This is a genomic window from Pantoea sp. X-Soil-TKNS-1279, from assembly GCF_059730565.1.
On record NZ_AP035948.1, the window covers coordinates 2,432,339 to 2,457,958 of the forward strand.

Annotated in this window: 26 protein-coding genes; 14 read left to right on the plus strand and 12 right to left on the minus strand. The window is 53.6% G+C overall.

The features are described 5' to 3' along the window. Positions 1-15 precede the first annotated feature (15 nt). On the minus strand, positions 16-735 hold the full coding sequence (gene fadR / locus AC6I8N_RS11495; RefSeq protein WP_208723548.1) for a fatty acid metabolism transcriptional regulator FadR: 720 nt from the start codon (positions 733-735) through the stop codon (positions 16-18). 208 nt (positions 736-943) lie between these two features. On the opposite strand from fadR, the gene nhaB reads away from it, so the two are divergent. Then, on the plus strand, positions 944-2,473 hold the full coding sequence (gene nhaB, locus AC6I8N_RS11500; RefSeq protein WP_497829086.1) for a sodium/proton antiporter NhaB: 1,530 nt from the start codon (positions 944-946) through the stop codon (positions 2,471-2,473). A 120-nt stretch (positions 2,474-2,593) separates the two neighbouring features. Beyond that, a complete protein-coding gene (gene dsbB / locus AC6I8N_RS11505) occupies positions 2,594-3,124 on the plus strand; it encodes a disulfide bond formation protein DsbB (RefSeq protein WP_036624994.1) in 531 nt (176 codons plus the stop codon). Positions 3,125-3,159: 35 nt separating this feature from the next. On the opposite strand, the gene ycgN is transcribed toward dsbB, so the two are convergent. The 3 genes from ycgN to AC6I8N_RS11520 form a co-directional block, all read right to left on the minus strand. Beyond that, entirely contained in the window at positions 3,160-3,606 is a 447-nt protein-coding gene (gene ycgN, locus AC6I8N_RS11510) for a cysteine cluster protein YcgN (RefSeq protein WP_497829087.1), read from the minus strand. A 64-nt stretch (positions 3,607-3,670) separates the two neighbouring features. After that, positions 3,671-4,330, minus strand: a complete 660-nt coding sequence (locus tag AC6I8N_RS11515) for a fumarylacetoacetate hydrolase family protein (RefSeq protein WP_021183022.1) — start codon at positions 4,328-4,330, stop codon at positions 3,671-3,673. A gap of 248 nt (positions 4,331-4,578) precedes the next feature. Beyond that, the gene (locus tag AC6I8N_RS11520) at positions 4,579-4,854 is read right to left on the minus strand and encodes a YcgL domain-containing protein (protein WP_208723551.1); all 276 of its coding nucleotides are present in this window, start codon (positions 4,852-4,854) and stop codon (positions 4,579-4,581) included. Between the two features lie 153 nt (positions 4,855-5,007). On the opposite strand from AC6I8N_RS11520, the gene minC reads away from it, so the two are divergent. Genes minC through minE form a run of 3 tightly spaced genes read left to right on the plus strand, consistent with a single transcriptional unit; the run spans position 5,008 to position 6,831 of the window. Continuing rightward, positions 5,008-5,712 (plus strand): septum site-determining protein MinC, encoded by a 705-nt coding sequence (gene minC / locus AC6I8N_RS11525; protein ID WP_208723552.1) that lies wholly within the window; start codon positions 5,008-5,010, stop codon positions 5,710-5,712. A gap of 33 nt (positions 5,713-5,745) precedes the next feature. Next, on the plus strand, positions 5,746-6,558 hold the full coding sequence (gene minD / locus AC6I8N_RS11530; protein ID WP_021183019.1) for a septum site-determining protein MinD: 813 nt from the start codon (positions 5,746-5,748) through the stop codon (positions 6,556-6,558). 3 nt (positions 6,559-6,561) lie between these two features. Next, positions 6,562-6,831 (plus strand): cell division topological specificity factor MinE, encoded by a 270-nt coding sequence (minE, locus tag AC6I8N_RS11535; RefSeq protein ID WP_013509389.1) that lies wholly within the window; start codon positions 6,562-6,564, stop codon positions 6,829-6,831. A gap of 54 nt (positions 6,832-6,885) precedes the next feature. Here the strand turns inward: minE and rnd are convergent, their stop codons facing one another. The 5 genes from rnd to yoaA form a co-directional block, all read right to left on the minus strand. After that, positions 6,886-8,007, minus strand: a complete 1,122-nt coding sequence (gene rnd / locus AC6I8N_RS11540) for a ribonuclease D (protein ID WP_036625112.1) — start codon at positions 8,005-8,007, stop codon at positions 6,886-6,888. A 101-nt stretch (positions 8,008-8,108) separates the two neighbouring features. Beyond that, a complete protein-coding gene (fadD, locus tag AC6I8N_RS11545) occupies positions 8,109-9,782 on the minus strand; it encodes a long-chain-fatty-acid--CoA ligase FadD (protein WP_208723553.1) in 1,674 nt (557 codons plus the stop codon). A 211-nt stretch (positions 9,783-9,993) separates the two neighbouring features. Next, entirely contained in the window at positions 9,994-10,587 is a 594-nt protein-coding gene (locus AC6I8N_RS11550) for a Slp family lipoprotein (protein WP_021183015.1), read from the minus strand. Positions 10,588-10,648: 61 nt separating this feature from the next. Next, complete coding sequence (gene tsaB, locus AC6I8N_RS11555; RefSeq protein WP_497829088.1) at positions 10,649-11,347, minus strand: tRNA (adenosine(37)-N6)-threonylcarbamoyltransferase complex dimerization subunit type 1 TsaB; 699 nt, start codon at positions 11,345-11,347, stop codon at positions 10,649-10,651. Between the two features lie 53 nt (positions 11,348-11,400). Further along, positions 11,401-13,311: a DNA repair helicase YoaA gene (gene yoaA, locus AC6I8N_RS11560; protein ID WP_415174525.1), complete on the minus strand. Its 1,911-nt coding sequence runs from the start codon at positions 13,309-13,311 to the stop codon at positions 11,401-11,403. Between the two features lie 125 nt (positions 13,312-13,436). On the opposite strand from yoaA, the gene AC6I8N_RS11565 reads away from it, so the two are divergent. Beyond that, positions 13,437-13,781 carry a RidA family protein gene (locus AC6I8N_RS11565; RefSeq protein WP_021183012.1) on the plus strand — a complete coding sequence of 115 codons (345 nt, stop codon included), beginning with the start codon at positions 13,437-13,439 and terminating at the stop codon, positions 13,779-13,781. 13 nt (positions 13,782-13,794) lie between these two features. Here AC6I8N_RS11565 and AC6I8N_RS11570 read toward each other — a convergent pair whose 3' ends face one another. Beyond that, the gene (locus tag AC6I8N_RS11570) at positions 13,795-13,980 is read right to left on the minus strand and encodes a YoaH family protein (RefSeq protein ID WP_021183011.1); all 186 of its coding nucleotides are present in this window, start codon (positions 13,978-13,980) and stop codon (positions 13,795-13,797) included. 111 nt (positions 13,981-14,091) lie between these two features. Between AC6I8N_RS11570 and pabB the strand changes: the two genes are divergently transcribed. The 4 genes from pabB to pdeD all read left to right on the plus strand — a co-directional run bounded on the left by pabB (position 14,092) and on the right by pdeD (position 19,381). Continuing rightward, positions 14,092-15,450 carry an aminodeoxychorismate synthase component 1 gene (pabB, locus tag AC6I8N_RS11575; RefSeq protein WP_497829089.1) on the plus strand — a complete coding sequence of 453 codons (1,359 nt, stop codon included), beginning with the start codon at positions 14,092-14,094 and terminating at the stop codon, positions 15,448-15,450. 1 nt (position 15,451) lies between these two features. Next, complete coding sequence (locus tag AC6I8N_RS11580) at positions 15,452-16,030, plus strand: CoA pyrophosphatase (RefSeq protein WP_208723557.1); 579 nt, start codon at positions 15,452-15,454, stop codon at positions 16,028-16,030. 185 nt (positions 16,031-16,215) lie between these two features. Continuing rightward, positions 16,216-17,580, plus strand: coding sequence for an L-serine ammonia-lyase (locus AC6I8N_RS11585; protein ID WP_497829090.1), 1,365 nt, complete (start codon positions 16,216-16,218; stop codon positions 17,578-17,580). A 238-nt stretch (positions 17,581-17,818) separates the two neighbouring features. Next, positions 17,819-19,381, plus strand: a complete 1,563-nt coding sequence (pdeD, locus tag AC6I8N_RS11590) for a cyclic di-3',5'-guanosine monophosphate phosphodiesterase PdeD (protein ID WP_497829091.1) — start codon at positions 17,819-17,821, stop codon at positions 19,379-19,381. Positions 19,382-19,445: 64 nt separating this feature from the next. Here pdeD and AC6I8N_RS11595 read toward each other — a convergent pair whose 3' ends face one another. Further along, positions 19,446-21,005: a TerC family protein gene (locus AC6I8N_RS11595; RefSeq protein WP_021183006.1), complete on the minus strand. Its 1,560-nt coding sequence runs from the start codon at positions 21,003-21,005 to the stop codon at positions 19,446-19,448. Between the two features lie 510 nt (positions 21,006-21,515). On the opposite strand from AC6I8N_RS11595, the gene manX reads away from it, so the two are divergent. The 4 genes from manX (at position 21,516) to AC6I8N_RS11615 (ending at position 24,748) form a co-directional block, all read left to right on the plus strand. Beyond that, positions 21,516-22,478 carry a PTS mannose transporter subunit IIAB gene (manX, locus tag AC6I8N_RS11600; protein WP_208723560.1) on the plus strand — a complete coding sequence of 321 codons (963 nt, stop codon included), beginning with the start codon at positions 21,516-21,518 and terminating at the stop codon, positions 22,476-22,478. A gap of 62 nt (positions 22,479-22,540) precedes the next feature. Beyond that, on the plus strand, positions 22,541-23,341 hold the full coding sequence (locus AC6I8N_RS11605) for a PTS mannose/fructose/sorbose transporter subunit IIC (RefSeq protein ID WP_021183003.1): 801 nt from the start codon (positions 22,541-22,543) through the stop codon (positions 23,339-23,341). Positions 23,342-23,356: 15 nt separating this feature from the next. Further along, on the plus strand, positions 23,357-24,202 hold the full coding sequence (locus AC6I8N_RS11610; RefSeq protein WP_021183002.1) for a PTS mannose transporter subunit IID: 846 nt from the start codon (positions 23,357-23,359) through the stop codon (positions 24,200-24,202). A gap of 87 nt (positions 24,203-24,289) precedes the next feature. Then, a complete protein-coding gene (locus AC6I8N_RS11615; RefSeq protein ID WP_021183001.1) occupies positions 24,290-24,748 on the plus strand; it encodes a DUF986 family protein in 459 nt (152 codons plus the stop codon). Here the strand turns inward: AC6I8N_RS11615 and rlmA are convergent. Then, positions 24,745-25,551 carry a 23S rRNA (guanine(745)-N(1))-methyltransferase gene (rlmA, locus tag AC6I8N_RS11620; RefSeq protein ID WP_497829092.1) on the minus strand — a complete coding sequence of 269 codons (807 nt, stop codon included), beginning with the start codon at positions 25,549-25,551 and terminating at the stop codon, positions 24,745-24,747. The two genes, AC6I8N_RS11615 and rlmA, sit on opposite strands and share 4 nt — an antisense overlap. Positions 25,552-25,620 lie beyond the last annotated feature (69 nt).

The following is a 25,620-nucleotide window of genomic DNA, read 5'->3' on the forward strand; positions in this document are numbered from 1 at the left end:
AAAAGGCAGGTTGAATTAACGCTTAGTCCCCAAATCATCCGGCATACTTTTCTGCATGCCGTGCCAGATTTCACCGCTGCGGCGACCATAATCACGCACGCAATCGACAATCTGCTCCTGCGTCGGTTTAACCCCACACAGATCCGCCAGTTGACGGTAGAAACTGCGAGCCAACTCACGCGCTTCCGGATTGGAGAAGTAGTGGCGGCCAACGCGGGTATACAGACCTTTCAGTCCATTGAGGATCAAACCGTAGATCGGGTTACCGGAAGCAAATGCCAGACCACGGAATACACGATAGTCCAGCTCAGTGTAGGCATCTGCCTGATCCTCAGAATTCAGCGCCGTTTCCAGCACATCGCGCGCTTTGTCCGGATGGTGGCGTAAGGCACGGCTGATAAAGATAGAGGCAATATTGGTTCGTACCGACAGCAGATTATCAATCAGCTGCGGCACGCTATCATGATCGAGCCTTGCCAGAGTTTCGAGAATGTTTAAACCTGATGTTTCCCAAAAATCATTCACCCGCGTAGGTTTACCGTGCTGGATGGTCAGCCAGCCATCACGCGCCAGGCGCTGTAAAACTTCACGCAGCGTAGTACGGGTCACCCCGATCAATTCAGAAAGCTCACGTTCGGCAGGTAGAATTGACCCCGGCGGAAAACGACTGTTCCAGATGCTTTCAATAATATATTCTTCAGCAAATCCTGCGGGGCTTTGCGCCTTAATCACCATAGCATTTATTTCTCGTTGCTTTCTTTGTCGTAATTGGACTCATCATACCAGAGGGGCTATAGCGGATATAGCCTGGCAACCGATTAAAAGCGCGCGCTGCCGCAAATTTCCATATCATTTAATATCCACACGATCTCCGTTTGCGTAGCACCTGGAGACGCATTACCCTTGGCAAAATTTATAACATGCAAGATCTCAGGGAGAGTCGATGGAACTCAGCTACACGCAGGCCTTCAGACGCAATTTTCTCGGGCAATCACCCGAGTGGTACAAACTGACACTGATTACTTTTCTGGTCATCAATCCGCTGCTGTTCTTTTTTGTCAGCCCGTTTTTGGCGGGTTGGGTGTTGGTCGCCGAGTTTATTTTTACCCTTGGCATGGCGTTAAAGTGCCACCCGCTGCTGCCCGGTGGCTTGTTGGCTGTCGAGGCAATTGCCATTGGCATGGCCAGTGCTGAACAGGTGAAAACTGAACTGGCCGGGAATATTGAAGTGTTGCTGCTGCTGATTTTTATGGTGGCGGGGATCTTCTTTATGAAACAACTGCTGTTATTCGTATTCACCCGTATTTTGCTGTCGATCCGCAGCAAAGTGCTGCTCGGTCTGACCTTCTGTCTTGCCGCTGCGTTTCTCTCCGCCTTCCTCGATGCGCTGACCGTACTGGCGGTGGTGATCAGCGTGGCGACGGGTTTTTATGATATTTATCATCGCGTGGCTTCGTCCGGGCTGCCGCACCATGAAGAAGTTGTCCAGCGGGAAACCCTGGAAAAATTTCGCGCCTTTTTGCGCAGCCTGATGATGCAGGCCGGTGTCGGCACCGCACTTGGCGGTGTGATGACGATGGTCGGCGAACCACAGAACCTGATCATTGCCCATGCCGCAGGGTGGAACTTCACAGAGTTTTTCCTGCGCATGGCACCGGTTACCGTTCCGGTGTTGTTGTGTGGGATTATCACCAGCATTCTGGTGGAACGCTTCCGGGTGTTTGGCTACGGTGAAACGCTACCTGAGGCCGTACGCGCGATTTTACTGGAGAGCGACCGTCAGGCCACTGAGCAGCGCACCCGCCAGGATACGCTGAGATTGTGGGTGCAGGCTTTGATCGGCGTTTGGCTGATTATCGCCCTCGCCTTTCATCTCGCCGAAGTTGGGTTGATCGGCCTTTCTGTGATTATTCTCGCCACCTCGCTGTGCGGGTTTACCGATGAACATACTCTTGGCCAGGCCTTTACCGAAGCTCTGCCCTTTACCGCATTGCTGGCGGTATTTTTTGCCATTGTCGCGGTGATCATTGACCAGCAACTGTTCCAGCCACTGATCCATTTTGTGTTGCAGGCCGACCCGGCCTCGCAACTCAGTTGGTTTTATGTGTTTAATGGTTTGCTGTCATCCATCTCGGATAATGTGTTTGTCGGCTCGGTGTATATCAACGAAGCGAAACATGCCTTCCAGAGTGGTGCGATTGATTTGCGTCAGTTTGAACTGTTGGCGGTCGCCACCAATACCGGCACGAATTTACCCTCAGTTGCCACCCCGAATGGTCAGGCAGCCTTCCTGTTTTTGTTGACCTCAGCACTGGCACCGCTGATTCGTCTCTCATATGGCCGCATGGTGTGGATGGCGGTGCCGTTTACCCTGGTGCTGTCACTGGTGGGATTCTTCTGCATCAATGAATTGCTGGTACCAATGAGTGATTATTTCATCCAGCAAGGTTGGCTTAGCGCCACACAACTCTGAGGTTTTTTGGCCTGGATCAGGATAAGTCATTTTTATACATGATTTTTTCCTGCGTCCGGGCTGGCATGGTCACGCTTTTGGTTTACACTGCGAAACATTAATGGCTACAGGAAAGGCAATATGTTGCGATATTTGAACCAATGTTCGCGAGGACGCGGAGCCTGGTTATTGTTGGCACTGACGGCACTGGCTCTCGAACTGACTGCGCTCTTTTTCCAACACGTCATGGGATTACAGCCCTGTGTGATGTGTATTTATGAGCGTTGCGCACTGTTTGGCGTGATGGGTGCGGGTATTGTCGGAGCCATTGCGCCGAAAACCCCGTTGCGTTGGGTTGCGATTGTCATCTGGCTGTACAGTGCGATTCAGGGAGTTCGCCTCTCTTATGAACACACCATGATCCAACTCCATCCGAACCCCTTTGTCACCTGTGATTTTGCCGCGCGTTTCCCGACCTGGCTGCCACTGGATAAATGGTTGCCTGCCGTGTTCGTGGCGCGGGGTGACTGCGCCGCCATTGACTGGAGCTTCCTTGGCTGGAGCATGCCGCAGTGGATGATCGTCATTTTTGCGGCTTATCTGGTAGTTGGCCTGCTGGTGCTGATTGCACAGCCGTTCAAAGCCAAACGTCGTGATTTGTTTGGCCGTTAACAAATGAAAACAGGCAGCCTGAGCTGCCTGTTTTTTTAACCGTTACGGTCTGGCCGATCGATGATGTGATCTTCCCAATCCCGCACTTCACTCTCCCGCACCGCGATGTAACGCACCGAAATGCGTTGTGCATGCATGGCTTTCTTGGAACCTGCAATCAGCGGATGCCAGGCGGGTAATGTCTTCCCTTCACCGAGCAAACGATACGCGCAGGTACGCGGCAACCAATTGAAAGTGGTCAGATTTTCGCGTGTCAGCTTGATGCAGTCTTCTTCATATTCAAACCGCCGTTCGTAATTGCGACACTGGCAGGTTTTAATGTTTAGCTGATTGCAGGCGACGTTAGTGAAGTAAATTTCATCGGTATCCGCATCCTGCAATTTATTCAGGCAGCACTGCCCACAGCCGTCGCACAGCGATTCCCACTCTGCGTCGTCCATTTGGTCAAGGCGTTTTGTTTGCCAGAAAGGGTGATCAGTCATGATGGCGGTCCGGATTAACGTAAAGACCGCACCTTATAAAGGTTCAGGTGCGGTGATGCAAGTTTTACAGCACGCGCGTCGTAATACCGTGACCGGCCAGCGAGATCTCAAGTTTGTCACCAGAACGCATCGGGCCCACACCCTCTGGGGTGCCGGTAAGTACCACATCGCCCGCACGCAGCGTGAAATACTGGCTCATATAGGCAATCAGCGGCAGAATTTTGTGGATCATATCTGCGGTGGTGCCATGCTGACGAACTTCGCCATTCACCACCAGTTTCAGTTCGGTATCCTGTGGATTGCCGCTGAATTCAGCGGCCGGGATAAACCCAGACAGCGGGCAAGAGTTATCAAAACCTTTCGATTTTTCCCACGGCTGTCCCGCTTTTTTCAGACCAGCCTGGACATCACGCAGCGTCAAATCCAGCGCCACACCGTAACCCGCGATGGCTTTCGCCACATGCTCTTCACTCGCCTGCTTCAGCGTGGCACCAATCAGCACCGCCAGTTCAACTTCGTGGTGGACTTCACCGAAATTCCCTGGAATCGACAGTGGCTGACGCAGATCGCACAGCGCGGTTTCAGGCTTGATGAACACCACCGGCTCGGTTGGCGTTGCACTTCCCATCTCCTTAATGTGCTTAGCATAGTTGCTGCCAACACAGACCACTTTACTGGCCGGGTAATCCAACAAAGCGCCCTGCCAGTTACGATGCTGATACATGCTATTCCCCTGCTTTAGTTTGCGTATGACGCCAGCCCTGCTGGCGTGTTGTGTTTGCTTCAGTGCCGGAACGTGGCACTGAGGGTCAATATATTAAGCTGGTTTGCGACTGCGGACTGTGCGGAAATTGTCAAAAGACGTTAATCAGATTCACTATATTGTCTGCAATAAGGGATTTAGCGCAGGCAAATAAATAAAGCTATCCATACAGATGATTAAATCTGGATATATTTACAGATGAATCCGAATTAATCTTTTTTGCCTTGCTGAAGATGTATGTTCAGTAGACTTTCCAGCGGGGGCGGCAATTGTAAATAATAGCCCTGATCGCTCAATGCCTGCTTTACTTTATTGATGTCTGCATTAGCCAGTTTGCCGCGTTTTTCCAGTGACAGCACCATTGCCAGCTGAGGTTTACCAAAGCCCCGCAGCAATTCTTCCGGCACGCGGGAAAAATCGTCTTTTTTTTCAACATAAAGATAAGTCTGGTCGCGTTGCGGGCTTCTGTAGATCACACAAAACATATTTTTTACTCGAATTAACTGATGGCGTCACTTGCCTGAATATAGCAGTAACTATAACATGCTTGCTGAACTTCGAATATTGACCGAGTGGTGTTAATGACGATTTTATCGGCATTCATCACCTGGTAGTGAAAACAGGACGAGTCAGGACAGATGTCGCAAATGCCAATCGAATTCAAGGGAAGCAGTTTTACCCTGTCAGTCGTTCATCTGCACCATTCGCAACCTGAGGTGATTCGTCAGGCGTTGCAGGACAAAATCGACCAGGCGCCTGGCTTTCTGAAAAATGCGCCCGTGGTGCTCAATGTGTCGGCATTGAACGGCGACATCAACTGGAAACAGATGCAACAAGCTGTCAGCGCAACCGGATTACGTATCGTTGGCGTCAGCGGTTGTAAAGATGATGCGCTGAAAAAGATGATTGCGCGCGCCGGTTTACCGGTGCTGTCTGAAGGTAAAGAGAGCAAAAAGCGCACTGAAACGCCGGTTGCTGAAGCCGTCGCCGCCCCTGTTGTGGCTGAGACCGTCAATAAAACCCGCATCATCAATACGCCAGTACGTTCAGGCCAGCAGATCTATGCCCGCAATGCCGATTTAATCGTCACCAGCAGCGTCAGCGCCGGTGCTGAATTAGTTGCCGATGGCAACATCCACATTTACGGCATGATGCGCGGCCGCGCGCTGGCGGGTGCCAGCGGTGACCGTGACTGCCAGATTTTTTGCACCAACCTCGCCGCAGAGTTGGTCTCGATTGCCGGGGAGTACTGGATCATGGATCAGATCCCGGCAGAATTTTTTGGTAAAGCTGCGCGCCTGTGCCTCAAAGAGGGCGCGCTCACCATTCAGACACTTAATTAGGCCCCTTTTCTTTCGTTAAGGAAATCAACATTTATGGCACGCATCATTGTAGTTACATCCGGTAAAGGGGGCGTTGGCAAGACCACGTCAAGCGCGGCCATCGCCACTGGACTCGCGCAGAAAGGCAAAAAAACCGTGGTTATCGATTTTGACATCGGTCTGCGTAACCTCGACCTGATCATGGGCTGTGAACGCCGTGTGGTTTATGACTTCGTCAACGTTATTCAGGGCGATGCCACACTGAACCAGGCGCTGATTAAAGATAAGCGTACCGAGCAACTCTACATCCTGCCTGCGTCGCAAACCCGTGACAAAGATGCCCTGACCCGCGAAGGCGTTGAGAAAGTACTGAACGATTTGGCGACCATGGAGTTCGATTTTATCGTTTGTGACTCGCCGGCCGGTATCGAAACCGGTGCGCTGATGGCGCTTTATTTTGCCGACGAAGCGATTATTACCACTAACCCGGAAGTCTCTTCAGTACGTGACTCCGACCGTATTCTTGGCATCATCGCCTCCAAATCTCGCCGTGCAGAGAATGGCCAGGATGCCGTGAAAGAACACCTGCTGCTGACCCGTTACAACCCGGGCCGCGTCAGTCGTGGTGATATGTTGAGCATGGAAGACGTACTGGATATCCTGCGTATTCCATTGGTCGGCGTCATTCCTGAAGACCAATCGGTACTGCGCGCCTCTAACCAGGGCGAACCGGTGATCCTTGACGCGACCTCAGATGCCGGTAAAGCCTATGCTGATACCGTAGACCGCCTGCTTGGCGAAGAACGCCCCTTCCGCTTTATTGAAGAAGAGAAGAAGGGTTTCCTGAAACGCCTGTTCGGGGGATAACCAATGGCATTACTTGATTTCTTTTTATCCCGTAAGAAGAACACAGCCAACATAGCCAAGGAAAGGCTGCAAATTATTGTGGCTGAACGCAGAAGGGGCGACAGTGAGCCCCACTACCTGCCGCAGCTCAAACGCGACATTCTGGAAGTGATTTGCAAGTATGTGAAGATTGACCCAGATATGGTGACCGTTCAGCTGGATCAGAAAGGAGATGATATCTCGATTCTGGAGCTGAACGTTACGCTACCGGAGACGGAAGAAGTCACCAAATGACGCTAGCGGTCTCCTGATTTTCCCCTGCGTTGTTTGCAGGGGAAAATACTGGATTTAGTGCGTCTGCAAAATCTCGTCGATGCGCGCCTTGAACAAATCGCCACGCCAGCCTGCGATTAACTCCGGTGTGCGTGAGGCATTTTTCAACCCCCAATGCACGCTCAACACCTGATTGATCTGACGACGTGAAGCCAGCAACTCCTGGCTAAAGCCCGTCTCTTCGCTCACCTGCTGGACCAACGCTTTGATGGCTTTGAAGGTCTGCTTGTATTCCGGGTGATCAATCAGATTCCCCAGCGGTTGCGGCAACGTGCTTTCATCCTGCGCTTGCGCTTCGGCCACCATCGCCACCAGTGCTTTACCGTGGAAGCGGATTTCATGGCCATTCAGGCCCAGATGATCCAGTTCACCGAGACTGCCGGGCATAAAACGCGCCACTTTCCACAAGTTCTCTTCGCGCACCACGAAGTTCACCGCCATATCTTTCTGCCGCGCGATATTCAGCCGCCACGCCGCAAGACGCTGCAAAGCCGCCAACTGACGCGGGCGCAGTTGCCAGGCATTGGTGATATCACGCCAGGCATCTTCAGGCGCCAGCACATCCAGACGACGCTGGCATAAGGTGTCACATTCGCTCAGCGCTGCGGCCATGTTGCCTGCCGCTTCCGTTTGCGCCACCAGTTGATGAGCTATCGGCAGCAAGTAAGCGACATCCGCCGCCGCATATTCACACTGGCGCGCCGTCAGCGGACGCGCCAGCCAGTCAGTGCGCGCTTCACTTTTATCCAGCTCGATCTGATTAAAGTGCATCACCATCGCGGCAAACCCCCACGACAGAGGCTGCCCGGCAAAAGCCGCCAGAATTTGGGTATCGACCATCGGGTCCGGCAGGCAGCGAAAACGATGCAGAAACACTTCGAGATCTTCACCGCCCGCGTGCAGGAATTTGGTTACCTGGGTATCACGCAATAGCGCAATAAACGGTGCCCAGTCGCTAATGTTGAGAGGATCGATCAGGACCAATTGCTCGCCATCAAACAGCTGAATCAGGCCCAACTGCGGATAGTAAGTACGGGTGCGAACAAATTCGGTATCCAGCGCCACAGCGCTATGCTGCCGTGCTTTGTCACATACCGCCGCCAGTTGGTCATTTTGGTCGATCAGGGAATAATTCACGTTATGTTTTCGCTGCAACATACTTCGTGCAGCGCTCCATGTTAAAAGCAATAAAAACGCCGGACTTTGCCGGCGTTAACCTTTGAGCGAGGTGCGCACACTTACCCTTCCCGCTTCACCTCATCGCGCAACTCACGACGTAAAATCTTGCCGACGTTGGTCTTAGGCAACTCGTCGCGAAACTCGATAATCTTCGGCACCTTGTAGCCGGTTAGCTGACGGCGACAGTGATCCAGCACTTCTTCTTTGGTTAAGGTGGGATCTTTCTTCACGATACACACTTTCACCGCTTCACCGGAAAGATCGCTCGGTACGCCAATCGCGGCGGCCTCTCGCACTTTCTCATGCTGCATCAGCACATCTTCGATCTCGTTAGGATACACGTTAAAGCCAGACACCAGAATCATGTCTTTTTTGCGATCGACGATGCGGATAAAGCCTTCGCTGTCCACGGTAACAATATCACCGGTATGCAGCCAGCCATTTTTTAGCACTTCTTCGGTGGCTTCCGGGCGTTGCCAGTAACCGACCATCACTTGCGGGCCGCGTACGCAAAGCTCTCCCGGCTCACCCGGCAGGACATCATGTTCATCTTCATCGACGATACGCACATCGGTAGAAGGTACCGGTAAACCGATGCTTCCGGTATGGCAGGTGATGTCATAAGGATTCACCGACACCAACGGTGAACACTCGGTCAAACCGTAGCCTTCCAGCAGATAGTGGCCGGTCAGTTTCTCCCAGCGTTCAGCCACAGCTTTTTGCACCGCCATACCGCCGCCCGCCGACATCCGCAGGGTGGAGAAATCCAGCTTATTAAAGTTGGCATCGTTGAGCAGCGCGTTGAACAGGGTATTCACACCGGTAATCGCGGTGAACGGGAACTTTGCCAGCTCCCTGACAAAACCCGGGATGTCGCGCGGATTGGTGATCAACAGGTTCTGGCCGCCCAGATCGAGGAACAGCAGACAGTTAACCGTCAGAGCAAAAATATGGTACAGCGGCAAGGCGGTGACCACGCACTCCTGTCCCGGACGCAGCAGCTTGCCATAGGTGGCTTTCGCCTGTTCGAGGTTGGCCTGCATATTGCCGTGCGTCAGCATTGCGCCTTTCGCTACCCCGGTGGTACCACCGGTATATTGCAGAAACGCCAGGTCATCATTGGTCACATCAGGCCGTTGATAAGTCAGTTGCTCCCCTTGCTGCAACGCCAGACGAAAAGAAACGGCACCTGGCAGATGGTATTTCGGCACCAACTTCTTCACATAGCGAACAACAAAATTAACCAGCGTCCCTTTGATAGGGGCCAGTTGATCGCCCATGCGCGTTAACATCACATGTTTAACCTGAGTCTCGGCCACAACTTTTTCTAAGGTGTGCGCAAAATTCGAGACGATGACAATCGCACTGGCACCGCTGTCGTTAAGTTGATGCTTTAACTCGCGTGGTGTGTAGAGTGGGTTAACATTCACTACCACCATGCCTGCACGCAGCACGCCAAACAGCGCCACCGGATATTGCAGCAGATTAGGCATCATCAGCGCAACCCGGTCACCGGCTTTAAGCTTCAGTCCCTGTTGTAACCAGGCAGCGAAAGCACGACTTTGCTGGTCCAGCTGACGATAGGTCATCGGTTGACCCATGTTTACGAAAGCGACCTGATCGGCATAACGCGTTGCTGCATGCTCAAAAAGATCGATCAAAGAGGTATAACGGTCCGCAGTAATTTCCGCTGGGACATCCGGCGGATAGCGTTTCAGCCAAACCTTAGTCAAAGATTCACCCCGAGATTCTTGTTGCGTAGCCATCGCAGCCTCTGCCATCAGTGTTGTTAACAATATTTTAACTGATTGTACCAGTTTACCGGTGTCGACCTGTTCAGGTTGCGAGGCTCATCACTAAATTTCGCGCTTCGGTTGCGCACTCAATAAAAAGGCCCGTTCGCGTGCGCCGCGATCGGGCCGTAAATAACTGATTAAAAATAACTTATTCAGTCAGGATGGTTTCTACCTGTGCCGGACCACTATTGGACATGCCCCAGTAAGGGTTGGGTCCCCAATAGCCTGGATGATGGCGTGTCGGTCCGTAGAAAATCCAGGGATCGATAGGCTGCGGTGGCGTCATAACCTGCTGCGTTAAATGCCAGCGCTGATAACCTTTTACATCGATAACCACAAAATTGTAGCTGGCCTGGCCGATCGTCCCTTTTTCTGTCCCTTTGATATTGCCCAGCACGGTAACGTACTGGTTTTTCACATCGGTCGGATCAACAAAGCCGTGAATATCGGCAAAAATACGACCGACCGATGCCGAACCAAGACGTGGTCGGGCGCTGTCATCCAATGGTTGGGTGGCAATTTCGAGGCGCGTCAGACCATTAAGATTGGTGACGTTTACCACTTTACCGCCGAAGCGCGACTCCTGGCCGACATAGAGCTGCGGCGCATTCATCACGCGTAATAGATCTTGCTGTGGAAGCTGTGAACTCCCTTTAATGGCATCCGGCACCGAAACACAACCGCTGATCAACAGCACGCAGGCTAACAGAGCGCCAGACATCCCTTTACGACTCATTGGCATAGCACTTCTCCTGTTATTTCTCAGATTAGACTGAGAGCGTAGCGATAAGTTGCGCGGTCCCTTAACGTCCCGGCAATTTTTTCCATGCCACTTCATTGCGCAGATATACGGGCTCGGCGTGTTCTACCGCTACCGTTTCTCCCCGTTGCCAGGCCGCAAGCGCCAACGGCAGCATATCTTCAGCAGCAGGTAACTGGACTTCGCTGGCGATCAGATGCGCACCGGGCGTGGTTAACAGCTGCGGATACGCCTGCCAACCGGTGCCAACCGTGGTCCATTCACCGCTCAAGCCGGCAATACGCGTCTGAGCGGCTTCCGGTGACAGCACGGCTTCGGTTTCTTCGCCGTGCCACTCGCCGTTCACATCGCGTTGATACTCCGCCCAATAGACTTCGCCCATGCGTGCATCGATCGCCGCCAGCACACGCGTTGCGCCGCTCAGTCGCCAGGCGCCTTGCGCCATGGTGGCTAACGAGGAGACGCCAATCATTGGCAGATTCGCCCCCAGCGCCAGCCCCTGGGCGATACCGATGCCGATACGCACGCCGGTAAAACTACCCGGCCCGCGTCCAAACGCTAGCGCATCCAGCGCCGTCAGCTCAAGTTGTTGCGCCTGCAACAACGCCTGTACCAGCGGCAGAATACGTTGAGTATGGTCACGCGGAGCGATTTCGAAACGGGAATCAAGCTGTTGTTGATTCAGCAGCGCGGCAGAACAGGCTTCTGTCGCCGTGTCCAGGGCTAAAATTCGGGCGGACATAACAACCTCGGGAGATTCAAAATGGCGCGCATCTTAACACAGGCTGACACAAATTAGTGACTCTCCTGCTCGCGGACAAAACGAATGGCGCGGTCAAGATCGCGGGTGCGCGGGGTCGGCGGCAAACTGTTGAGGAACAGCGCGCCATAGGGGCGAGACACCAGGCGCTGATCGCAAATCACCAGCACACCACGATCGTCGGTATCACGGATCAGACGGCCTACCCCCTGTTTGAGGGTAATTACCGCATCGGGTAACTGCACATCGTTAAACGGCTCACCGCCGCGCAGACGACAATCCTCCATGCGGGCTTTCAACAACGGATCCTCCGGCGAGGTAAACGGCAGTTTATCGATGATCACCAGCGACAACGCATCACCCCGCACATCCACGCCTTCCCAGAAGCTGCTGGTTGCCACCAGCAAGGCATTGCCTGCCTCAAGGAATTGTTTCAACAGCTGACCTTTACTGGTTTCGCCCTGTAGCAGCACCGGTATGGTCATGGAGGCACGAAATTCCGCCGCCAGTTCACGCATCATCATATGCGAGGTACATAAAAAGAAGCAGCGGCCTTTGTTGGCATCAATCAACGGCTTCATCATCTGTGCCAACCGGCGCGCGCCACCGGGACGATTTGGCTCCGGCAGATGGCGCGGTACGCACAACAGCGCCTGGCGCGCATAATCAAACGGGCTGTTGAGGATCAGCGTTTTTGCTTTATCCACACCCAACCGGCTCGAGAAATGGCTCATCTGCTCATTCACCGCCAGGGTAGCAGAGGTGAAGACCCAGGCTGCTTTGCGATTGTCCATCACTTCGCGGAAACGTTCGGCAACCGAGAGCGGCGTCAGCGCGAGGGTAAAATGACGGCTGGAGCATTCATACCAATAGCTGAAGCCCGGTTCATCAATGGCACGCAAGCGTTTCAGGCGGGTACGATACAGGGCGGCGCGCTCAAAGGCGGCATCCAGCAATGCAGAACGCCCCAGCGATAACTTAATCACGTCGTAACAGAGTTCGAGTGCATCATCCAACAAGGTCAGCATGCGCATCACGTTGTTATCGCTCAGCAAGTCGCGCAGGTTGCCGCGAAAGCCGGGTTCTCCCAATGTCAGGCGGAAATCCTGGGTGCATTGCGCCAGGCGGTCGGCGGATTTCTGCAACTGCTGCACATCACGCACTTCAGTACGGTAGGCAATAATGATGTCTTTGACTAAATCGAGGAGTTGGCGGCTGGAGAGTTGCTGGCCGAAATATTGGCTGGCGATATCCGGCAGCTGATGGGCTTCATCGAAAATCATCACATCGGCCTCGGGAATCAGTTCCCCAAAGCCCCCTTCTTTTACCACCAGATCAGCGAGGAACAAATGGTGATTCACCACCACCACATCAGCGTCCATTGCCCGTTTGCGGGCTTTCACCACAAAACAATCTTTGTACAGCGGGCAATCACTGCCCAGACAGTTGTCGTTGGTGCTGGTGACATAAGGCCACACCGGGCTGTCTTCTGCCACACCGGCACAGCTGCTGATATCGCCATCAATGGTTTCCGATGACCAGCCGCGCAACGTAATCAAATCGCCCAGCGCCTGGACGTTGAGATCGCCGCCGCTCTGGGTTTGCTGTTCCATCCGTTCCAGACAGAGATAGTTGGAGCGGCCTTTCAGCAAGGCGGTTTTGCCTTTGAACTTGAGCGCACGGGCAACGGTGGGTAGATCGCGATTATACAGCTGATCCTGTAACGCTTTGGAACCAGTGGAGATGATCACTTTTTTGTCAGCACGCAGCGCGGGTGCAAGATAAGCATAGGTTTTACCGGTACCGGTACCGGCCTCCACCACCAGCTCACCGCCACTTTTTACCGCCTCTGCGACAGCCTGCGCCATCTCGCGCTGCGCTTCACGCGGTTTAAAGCCGGGAATCGCCTGCGCCAGCGCGCCGTCAGCTGCAAAATCGTCTGCCACACATCCTCACCGAAAATTCAAAAAAGTACTGTAATTATGTCAGGATTCTATTCATGCGACCACAACAGATGACAACCTGGCTGCGGTTATGGCAGGCTAGCGCTGCGATAATTAAGGAGAAAATCATGACCATTACGCGTATTGATCCAGAACACCGTATGTCGGAAGCTGTTATTCATAACCAGACGGTGTACTACACCAGCGTGCCAGAGAATCTTGATGAGGATGCAGAGGCACAAACCGCCAACGCGCTGGCCGTGATCGACGCCATTCTGACCCGTGTAGGTTCAGACAAAAGCAAAATTCTCGACGCGACTATTTTCCTCGTCGATAAAGCTGACTTCCCGGCGATGAACCGCGCCTGGGATGCCTGGGTGTCACCGGGCAATGCACCGGTGCGTTGCACCGTGCAGGCCGGTTTGATGAATCCGAAATATAAAGTCGAAATTAAGATCATCGCCGCGTTGTAAACTGATTCGGGCGTCAGACGTCCTCTTCGTCGTCTTCAAAGCGCGCCCGAATTTGTTCTCCCTGATGACTCTGACGAATTTCGTGCGCGACCTGCGCAATCGCCTGGCCGCTGGCCATACCCCCTGCCATCAGTTCCTGAATACGTTCAACCGCCTGCTGCTGCTGTTCGTGAGATAATGCCGGAAGACCTGTAAACATGACTCGCTCCTGGGAAAAAGGGGACGCATTATTCCATGCGGAACAAACAGGTGCCAGCAACAAAAAAATGTGTCAGGCTTAGGTCTTTGCTGCTGTTATCTGATTTGTCTCATGATCGTAAAAACCCTCGCTCTCAATTATACGCCGGATACGCTGACACACCTGTTTTCCACCCTTGCTCATCAGCCCTGGGCAATGCTGTTGACGTCGGGCCAGGCCGATCATGCTGATAACCGCTTTGATATTATGACCGCCGATCCGCGTGTAACCCTGGTGACCCGGGGTGACGTAACGGAAATCGTTCAGCAAGACCATATCCAGACCAGCCCGAATGATCCGCTGACGTTACTCCAGCAGCAGTGCGATGCACTCGGAGTTCAGCCCGCTTTTAATCCTGACCTGCCTTTTCAGGGCGGCGCGCTGGGATTATTTGGTTATGACCTGGGGCGTCGTTTCGAAACCATACCTCAGCTGGCGAAGTCCGATCTCATTACCCCGGATATGGCGGTCGGCATATATGACTGGGCGTTAATCGCTGACCATCAATTATGTCGCCTGACGCTGGTGTCACTGGATGATGCCGACGCGCGCTGGCAATGGCTGCAAGCGCAAAACTCCCCCACTCAACGACCCTTTGCGCTAACCAGTGACTGGCAATCAAATCTGAGTTACGACGACTACGCCCAACGTTTTGCCGCTGTGCAGGCCTATATTCAGGCAGGTGATTGCTACCAGGTTAATCTGGCCCAGCGCTTTCAGGCCAGCTATCGCGGTGATGAGTGGCAGGCTTTTCAGCATCTGAATGCGGCCAATCGCGCCCCCTTCAGCGCCTTTCTCCGGCTGCCGCACAGCGTGATTCTCAGCTTGTCACCGGAACGCTTTCTTTCCCTGCATCAGCAGGAAATTGAAACCCGGCCAATCAAAGGCACGCGCCCACGCCTGGCCGATCCTCACGCCGACCGTCAGCAGGCAGAAGAGCTGGCGCATGCCGAGAAAGATCGCGCAGAAAATTTGATGATTGTCGATCTGCTGCGCAATGATATCGGGCGCGTTGCCGAACCTGGCAGCGTCAGCGTACCTGAGTTATTTGTCGTCGAACCGTTCCCGGCGGTGCATCATCTGGTGAGTACCGTGCGAGCAAGGCTGCCCGCGCAGCTTGCCGCCACTGATCTGCTGCGTGCCTGTTTTCCCGGCGGCTCCATTACCGGCGCGCCGAAGATCCGCGCCATGGAGATCATTGAAGAACTGGAACCACATCGCCGCAATGCCTGGTGCGGGAGCATCGGTTATATCAGCCTGTGTGGCCGCATGGATACCAGCATCACCATCCGCACACTTGTCGCCGAAAACCAGCAGTTATACTGCGCAGCGGGCGGTGGGCTGGTGGCCGACAGTGACGTCACCGCTGAATATCAGGAGACGTTGCATAAAGTGAATCGTATTCTTCCCAGCCTGCGAGAACTGGCCTGAAATGAACAGCGACCTGACTCTGGATCAATTCCTCAGCCGTTTTATGTTGCAACCGCCAGTGACACTGGCGAAAACACCTGTGAATGGCCGGCGCGCTGCGGTGCTGGTGCCTGTTATTAACGATACAGAACCCGGGTTATTGCTGACGCGCCGTTCCAGTCGGCTCCGAAAACATGCCGGTCAGGTGGCTTTTCCTGGTGGGATGCAGGATGCCAGCGATGACTCGCTGATCTTTACCGCCCTGCGTGAGGCGCAGGAGGAAGTAGGTATCCAGCCTGATCAGGTGCAGGTGGTTGGCGTGCTGCCCGCAGTGACCAGCAGCACCGGTTTTGCCGTCACGCCGGTGGTCGGCATCATTCCCGCCGGGTTGCCTCTGGCGATTAATCCCGATGAGGTCGAAAGCGCCTTTTCCATGCCGCTGGCGGAAGCCTTGCGGCTCAGTCGCTACAGCGGTCTGACGCTGCGTCGCGGCCAGCGTCAGCATCAGGTGTGGCTCTCATGGTATGAAGATTATTTTATCTGGGGCATGACCGCAGGCATTATCCGTGCGCTCGGTCAGCAAATTGCCCTGCCTGGTTGATGTACCCCTCGCTTGCCATTTCTTCCTGCACCGGTTTTGCCTCCTGCAATGGATAACTATTTCTGTGCTGTATAATTAGTTTATTTCATGCGAAAAGCTGCTCGTGTCTGCGCGCGTGCGATTACTATTAGCCGCATAAAACGGCCTGAGCCGTACAAAAATAAGCTTTGTGAGGAGTGTCACCGGTGATTAGTGTTTTTGACATGTTTAAAGTGGGCATCGGCCCTTCCAGTTCGCATACTGTCGGCCCAATGAAAGCGGGCAAACAGTTTGTTGATCTGCTGGCCGAACAGGGTAAGTTGCAGGACGTCACGCGTGTTGCGGTGGACGTTTACGGCTCTCTGTCGCTCACGGGTAAAGGTCACCACACTGACATCGCGATCATCATGGGTCTGGCCGGTGCCGCTCCGGATACCGTTGATATCGACAGCATTCCCGCTTTTATTCAGGATGTCGAACAACGCGAACGCCTGCTGCTGGCCAACGGTGCCCATGAAGTTGATTTCCCCCGCGAAGGCGGCATGGTGTTCCGTAGCGAAAACCTGTCGTTGCATGAAAATGGCCTGACACTGTTCGCTTTCGCTGGCGACCTGCTGATTCTGAGCAAAACCTATTACTCCATCGGCGGTGGCTTTATCGTTGATGAAGAGCATTTTGGTCAGTCCGTGCTGGACCAAGTCTCCGTGCCGTTCCCGTTCGATTCTGCTAAAGAGTTGCTTGCTCACTGTCGGGAGAGCGGCCTGTCACTGTCTGGCCTGGTGTTGAAGAACGAGTTGGCGCTGCACAGCCGCGATGAGATTCATAGCTACTTCGCTAACATCTGGCAGACCATGCAGGCATGTATCGATCGTGGGCTGAATACTGAAGGCGTGCTGCCGGGGCCACTGCGGGTGCCGCGCCGTGCGGCTTCGCTGCGCCGTTTGCTGGTCTCCTCCACCAAGCATTCTAATGATCCGATGAACGTGATTGACTGGGTCAATATGTTTGCGCTGGCAGTCAATGAAGAGAATGCCGCAGGTGGTCGCGTCGTCACCGCCCCGACCAACGGTGCCTGTGGCATCGTTCCAGCGGTGCTGGCTTATTACGATCACTTTATTGAAAGCGTGACGCCTGACATTTATATCCGTTATTTCCTCGCCTCCGGGGCGATTGGCATTCTGTATAAAATGAATGCCTCCATTTCCGGTGCTGAAGTGGGATGCCAGGGAGAAGTGGGTGTGGCCTGTTCGATGGCGGCCGCCGGCCTGGCTGAGTTGCTGGGCGCCAGCCCGGAACAGGTGTGTGTCGCTGCTGAAATTGGTATGGAACACAACCTTGGACTGACCTGCGATCCGGTCGCAGGTCAGGTGCAGGTCCCTTGCATTGAACGTAATGCCATTGCCTCGGTAAAAGCCATCAATGCGGCACGCATGGCGCTCCGTCGTACCAGCGAACCGCGCGTCTCACTGGATAAAGTCATTGAGACGATGTATGAGACCGGCAAAGATATGAATGCAAAATATCGTGAAACCTCGCGCGGTGGCCTTGCTATCAAGGTTCAGTGCGACTAACTCCCCCATGCAGTTGCTTTCTTCGGTGAGCAAAAAAACACCGATTGAACAATTTTATGCAACTGCTGCTACCTCCATCATGCTAAACCAGATAGAGTGATTTACGCGCGGCCCTCCCTGGCCGCGCTGCTTTTTCAGTACCGCTTTTTTTCCAGAGCCGTGCTAAACCTGGCCGCCGCTATGCCGATAACCCAGAAGTTCTTTGGCTTTATTCTTAGTCTTTGCAAGGTGGTTACTGATGCTCATAGCCCAGCAATTTGTTGGTCAATTTCGCCGTAAGCGATTGCTTATTGCGTTAGTGATCGCCGCGCTGGTTTTAATTCTTACGCTGACTTTTCGCTACATTGAAGAGAAGTCACGTATTGAGCAACAGTCTCTGGATTTTGCCTCTCGCGCCATTGAACGTTTTGATCGCATGTTTTCGCCGCTGGATGTCTCTGCCAATAACACCCTTGGCCTGGTCGGCGTGCCCTGCCCGCAAGTCCGTTTTCCGCTCATTGAAAAAATCGCCGCGCTGCAAACCGTCAGATCGATTCTGCTGGTGGAGAACGACAGGCTTTACTGCTCCAGTATTTACGGCCCGCAAAATATCTCCTTCAGCCAGACTTACCCGGAACTGGCGATTAATAATGAACGCATGATGCTTACCACCGACGATTACCTGTTAAAAGGTTCTCCGGTATTGCTGCTGTGGACGCCTAAATCGCTGGATAATCGCGATGGTTTATTACAGGTCATTAATATCGAGTTAATGACCAATTATTTGCTTGAACCACAACTGCCGTGGGTGGAACGGGCAATTTTTAACGTGGGTGGACAAAGCCTGGAATATGGCAATCCGCTGATTGAACCGACGGTGCCCTCAGAAGATGAAGTCGCCTACGATCAGGCATCACTACGTTATCCCTACACCATTACGTTGTACGGTCCGTCACCGGCACGCCTGGCGCTGAGCACCCTGCCGTCTCAGTTGCCACTGGCGGTGCTGCTTAGCCTGCTGATGGGCTACATCGTCTGGCTGGCGACCGCCAACCGCATGAGTCTGAACTGGCAAATCAGTTATGGCATCACCGCAAATGAATTTATGGTTTATTGTCAGCCGCTGATTAACGCCAAAAGTGGCGAATGCGACGGTATCGAGCTGCTGTTACGCTGGCACAATCCCCGTCAGGGATGGATCGCTCCGGACGTGTTTATTCCGCTGGCCGAACGGCAAAATCTGATCGCACCACTCACCCGTTTTGTGATTGCTAAAGTGGTAGATGAACTACCGAATCTGCCGCACTGCTCTTCTTTCCATATTGCGATTAACGTTGCCGCCAGCCATTTTCACGATCGGGTGATTGTTGAGGACCTGCAACGAATCTGGTGGCCAGCCAACCCGTTACCGAAACTGGTGGTCGAGTTGACCGAACGCGATGCGCTGCCGGTGATTGATCAGGCGGTAGTTGCCCAGTTGCATGAGATTGGCGTCCGTCTGGCGATTGACGACTTCGGGACCGGGCACAGTTCGCTTGCCTATCTGAAAGATCTCAAACCCGATGTGCTGAAAATCGATAAGATTTTTACCGCCGCTATTGGCACCGATGCCATTAACGCCACCGTTACCGATATGGTGATTTCACTGGCGCAACGCCTGAACATCGCGCTGGTGGCGGAGGGAGTGGAAACTGCAGAACAGGCGCATTATCTGCGCGAACGTGGTGTCGACCATTTGCAAGGGTATTTCTATGCGCGTCCGATGCCGATTGAAGACTTCCCGGCCTGGCTGGAACAGCATCAGGCACAGCTCAGCGCGTAATAGCGCGATAAATCTCGCCGCTACAACTGAATGAAATAATTTGGCACCCGAAGGTGCCAAATTTTTATATTTCTTCATCCTCGTGCGGCTTGTCTTTTGTCACCCGCACTAAATCTACGCGGTAGTCAGTCGCTTCGATAATCTGGAAATGCAGCGGTGGCAAATCAATCACCTCACCCGGCACTGGCAATTGGCCTTTCTGATCAATCAGCAGGCCCGCCAGCGATGCGTGATCGTCTTCAGCTTTGACCAATTCGTGATAATCCAGCAGCTGTTGCAGTGAGTGCAAATCCGTCCCCCCCTTCACCAACCAGCCCTCGCCATCGGCAATGATATCCGGTGTTTCATCTTCGTCCGGGAACTCACCGGCAATCGCTTCCAGTACGTCAAGCGGCGTGATTAAGCCCTGGACCACGCCGAATTCGTTAGTGACGATCACAAAGCTGCCCTTCGCCCGACGCAGCACGCCCAGCAGGTTAATCGGGTCCAGTGTTTCAGGCACCACAATCGGCGGGGTGTTGGCGGCAAAGGTCGCCACATCCATGCCATGCTCGAGAGCGACCAACAGCTCCTTGGCGCGAACCACGCCGATGATCTCATCCAACTCGCCGCGGCACACCGGGAACAGGCTGTGTGGTGTATCCAGCAACTGAATGCGAATTTCATCCACCGGACGTTCCACATCCACCCATGAGATTTCACCACGCGGCGTCATGATGCTACGAATCGAGCGTTGCGCCAGCGTCAGCACACCGTTGATCATGTAACGTTCTTCATCCTTAAAGGCTTCCTGCGGCATGGCTTCCACCAACGCCTGCTCTTCCGTCGTTGCCGCCTGTTTACGCTGACGGCCTCCCATCAGACGCAGAATCGCTTCGGCGGTGCGTTCACGCATCGGGCGATGCGCCTGATGGCGGATAAAGTTACGACGCGCAATCTGGTTAAACAATTCGATCAGGATCGAGAAGCCAATCGCCGCATACAGGTAACCTTTCGGAATATGGAAACCAAAACCTTCCGCTACCAGCGACAAACCGATCATCAGCAGGAAGCTAAGACACAACACCACCACCGTCGGGTGCGCGTTAACAAAACGGGTCAAAGGTTTTGAAGCCAGCAGCATCACACCCATCGCGATCACTACCGCCGTCATCATCACCGGCAGATGGTTCACCATCCCTACGGCGGTAATCACCGCATCCAGCGAAAACACCGCGTCCAGCACCACGATTTGTGTCACCACTGCCCAGAAGCTGGCATAGCTGCGGTTACCCTGATGCTCCAGATTGCGGTTCTCCAGCCGTTCATGTAGCTCCATCGTGGCCTTGAACAACAGGAACAGACCACCGGCCAGTAGAATTAAATCGCGCCCGGAAAAGCTGAAATCGCCTACGCTGAATAGGGGTCGCGTCAATGTCACCATCCACGAGATGAGTGACAACAGGCCAAGTCGCATCACTAACGCCAGCGACAGGCCGATCAGACGCGCTTTATCGCGCTGTTTTGGCGGCAGCTTGTCGGCCAGGATAGCAATAAAAACCAGGTTATCGATGCCGAGAACAATCTCCAGCACGATAAGCGTCAGCAAACCCGCCCAGATGGAGGGGTCGAAGAGAAATTCCATCAATGACTCCTTACCAGGGAAGCGTGCGAACGAAAACGGGCCTGCGCCACGCGGCGAGACAGCAAATCGTTAACGGATTGGATTACGCCATCAGGCGTGGATGCATGCGCCAGCAGGCGCTGTGAAGAGGTGAAGCGACGTCGGTGACGGTCCATAAAGGTGAGCTAATGCCCGGTACTCCTGAATAATAAACAGAACGTTAATGTATCAGTTACATCACCGGCGTCAAAAAATTTTCTTACATTTACAAACAGTAACAGCCTGAAAAAAGGGGAGATAAAAGCACGAATAGACACCGTTACGCTCTGAATTACTGACAAGCATCACATAATTTATTTTTTCACTCACTAAAATAAATCGCGACCTTATCGCTGTGTAGCGGAAAGTTTTAGGTTATTTATTGATGTTTTTCTTCATCTTAAACCGAAGCGATCCACAGGAAACAACAACGGTAATTTTCATCGATTCCCGGCGAAGCCAGAGAATCTCTCATGCGAACGGAGGTAGCAAGTGACCATTGCTATTGTAATTGGTACACATGGCTGGGCGGCAGAACAGCTGCTTAAAACAGCAGAGATGCTGTTGGGTGAGCAGGAAAATGTCGGATGGATTGATTTCGTGCCCGGCGAAAATGCAGAAACGCTAATCGAAAAGTATCAGGCCCGACTGGCGACAATGGACACCTCGAAGGGGGTGCTTTTCCTGGTCGACACCTGGGGTGGCAGTCCCTTCAACGCGGCGAGCCGCATCGTGGTGGATAAACCGGATTATGATGTCATTGCCGGTGTGAACATTCCGATGCTGGTCGAGACCCTGATGGGACGTGATGATAATCCCTCACTGGAGGAGTTAATTCACATCGCGGTCGAAGCAGGTCGCGAAGGTGTTAAAGCACTGAAAACCGAAACGGCTGAGCCTGCACCTGCCGTCCCCGTTGCCAAAGCTGCGCCGCAGCCGCAAAAACCGCTGGCCCCCGGCGAGCATATGAAGATTGGCCTGGCCCGCATTGATGACCGTCTGATTCATGGTCAGGTTGCAACCCGCTGGACCAAAGAAACCAACGTCACACGCATTATCGTCGTCAGCGATGAAGTCGCCAATGACCATGTGCGTAAAACGCTGCTCACCCAGGTGGCACCGCCCGGCGTCACGGCGCATGTGGTTGATGTCGATAAAATGATTCGCGTCTGGAACAACCCGAAATATGGTCAGGATCGCGTCATGTTGTTGTTCACCAATCCGACCGATGTGGAACGTATTGTGGAACAGGGCGTGGCTATCAAATCCGTCAATATCGGCGGGATGGCGTTCCGTCAGGGTAAAACCCAGGTTAATAACGCGGTCTCGGTTGATGAGAAGGATATTGCGGCGTTCCGCAAACTCAATGACCGTGGTATCGAGCTGGAAGTGCGCAAAGTTTCTAACGACCCGAAACTAAAAATGATGGACCTGATTGCGAAGGTAAATCCGTAATTCGCCATCTGTGCCTGCTTGCGCGGGCGAATATTTCGTGACCTTTGCTTAGGAGAAATGCAATGGAGATAACCTCGCTACAAATCATTTTGATATTTATTGTGGCTTGTATCGCCGGGATGGGATCGATTCTTGATGAGTTCCAGTTCCACCGTCCGTTGGTAGCTTGTACTCTGATCGGTGCGGTACTGGGTGATATGAAAACCGGTATCATCATCGGCGGTACACTGGAGATGATCGCGCTGGGCTGGATGAACATTGGTGCTGCTGTGGCACCGGATGCTGCCCTCGCCTCAATCATCTCAACCATCCTGGTTATTGCCGGTGGTCAAAGTGTCGGTGCGGGTATCGCGCTGGCCATTCCACTGGCTGCGGCCGGTCAGGTACTGACCATCATCGTGCGTACTATCACCGTGGCCTTCCAGCACGCAGCCGATAAAGCTGCGGAGAAAGGCAACCTGTCGGCAATTTCGTGGATTCACGTTTCAGCCCTGCTGTTGCAGGCGATGCGTATCGCAATCCCGGCATTGATCGTGGCAATTTCCGTCGGTACCAGCGCGGTTCATAGCTTGCTGAGTTCTATCCCGGAAGTGGTGACCAACGGCCTGAACATCGCCGGTGGCATGATCGTGGTCGTCGGTTACGCAATGGTCATTAACATGATGCGTGCTGGCTACCTGATGCCGTTCTTCTACCTCGGCTTCGTCACTGCTGCATTCACCAACTTCAACCTGGTGGCGCTGGGCGTGATTGGCGTGGTAATGGCGGTACTGTACATCCAGTTGGCTCCGAAATATAACCGTGTTGCGGGCGCTGCGGCTGCCGGTCCTGCGCAAAACGACCTCGACAACGAACTCGATTAAGGAACAGGTGACATCATGGTTGATACTACTCATTCTCAAAAGAAACTCACTCCGGGCGATGTCCGTGGCGTGTTCCTGCGCTCTAACCTGTTCCAGGGTTCGTGGAACTTTGAACGTATGCAGGCGCTGGGCTTCTGCTTCTCGATGGTGCCGGTAATTCGCCGTCTCTATCCGGAAAATAACGATGACCGGAAACAAGCCATCAAACGTCATCTGGAATTCTTCAATACCCACCCGTTCGTTGCAGCGCCAGTGCTCGGCGTGACGATGGCGATGGAAGAACAACGTGCTAACGGTGCAGCGATTGATGATGGTGCCATAAACGGTATCAAAGTCGGTCTGATGGGCCCGCTGGCGGGTGTGGGTGACCCGATTTTCTGGGGTACGGTACGTCCAGTGTTCGCTGCCCTCGGGGCAGGGATCGCCATGAGCGGCAGTCTGCTTGGCCCGCTGCTGTTTTTCCTCCTGTTTAACATTGCGCGTCTGCTGACCCGTTACTACGGCGTGGCCTATGGTTATCGCAAAGGGGTGGATATCGTTAGCGATATGGGCGGCGGCTTCCTGCAAAAACTGACCGAGGGGGCGTCAATTCTCGGCCTGTTTGTCATGGGGGCGTTGGTTAACAAGTGGACGCATGTGAACGTGCCGCTGGTGGTGTCACGCATCACCGACCAGACCGGCAAAACCACCGTTACCACCGTTCAGTCGATTCTCGACCAACTGATGCCTGGCCTGATTCCGCTGCTGTTAACCTTTGGCTGTATGTGGCTGCTGCGCCGCAAGGTCAACGCGCTGTGGATTATCGTTGGCTTCTTTGCGATTGGTATTTTTGGTTACTGGATCGGCTTGCTCGGTCTGTAAAATCTTGCCGGGGACCTTGTGTCCCCGGCAGTTTTACAGGGGTTACCTGAGCGTCAACGCTGAGGTCACTTCTGTTAAGGAATCATCATGTCACTGACTGACGCCCTGATTACGCTACTTATTGCTGGCCTGCTGCTGTTTGCTATCTACGACGAGGCAATTCTGCCGCGACGTAATGGTCCCACAAAACTGCGTGTTGCGCTGCGCCGCCGCCATAAAATCGACAGCGCCATCTTTATCGTGTTGTTGCTAATTTTATTGTGGAACAACGTCAGCCATCAGGGACCACAACTCACCACCACCCTGCTTATGGTGCTGTGCTTTATGGCGTTCTGGTTGTTCTGGCTGCGTAGCCCGAAATTGCTGATGAAGAATGACGGCCTGTTTTTCGCCGGCGTCTGGATTGATTATCACCGCATTCAAAGCATGAACCTGTCCGAAGATGGCATTCTGGTGATGCAGCTTGAGCAGCGTCGCCTGTTGATTGCGGTAAAACAACTCGACGATTTAGAAAAGATTTACCACACGCTGGTGGACGCGCGTTAGGCGCGTTGCCAGAGCGTCAGCGTAAAGTCAGCTTCACAGTCAAACGCGGTGGCTGCCGCAAGGGTTTGCCACACCTCTTCCCGCGCACGCCAGGCAAATGGCGTCATCTGCAATAAGGTGGTGGCTGCGACACTGCTGAGCGTCATCCTGTAGCGCAGGCTCTCCTGCGCCACCTGATTAAAACCCGCATACACCTTCTCTTCCGCCGCATGTAACTGCACTTCACGGTAGATTAGCGCCTTAAATTGCTCCAGATGATGCGCCCCAGGGGTTACCGTCAGTAAATAACCGCCAGGCTTCACCACACGGCTCAATTCCTCTTCATTACATGGGGCATAGATGCGTACGATGCCATCGAGCGAGGCATTGGCAAACGGCAGCCGCTGGCTGGAGGCAACGCAAAATTTTATCGAGCGGTAGCGTTTCGCCGCCATGCGAATCGCCGCTTTCGCCACATCCAGACCATAGACTTGCGCCTGTGGTAATGCTGCCGCCATCTCGGCAGTGTAATACCCTTCGCCACAGCCGATATCCAGCAACTGCGCAGATACCGCTGGCAGACGTTGAGACAGCCATGCAGCAACGCGATCGCGCAATGGTTGGTAATATCCGGCATCGAGGAATTCGCGGCGCGCCAGCAGCATTTCCGGGCTGTCGCCGGGCTGGCGTGAGCTTTTGTGCTGAACCGGCAGCAGATTGACATACCCTTCTTTGGCCAAATCAAACTGATGACCGGTATCGCAGCGATAGCTGGCGGTTTGCAGCAGAAGAGGTTGATGACAAAGAGGGCAAATCAAAGACATAGATAACTCCGGGTTAGCAATTCGCGGCGCAGTTTACCCTGGTCATCTGTTTACAGAAAGGATAAAGAA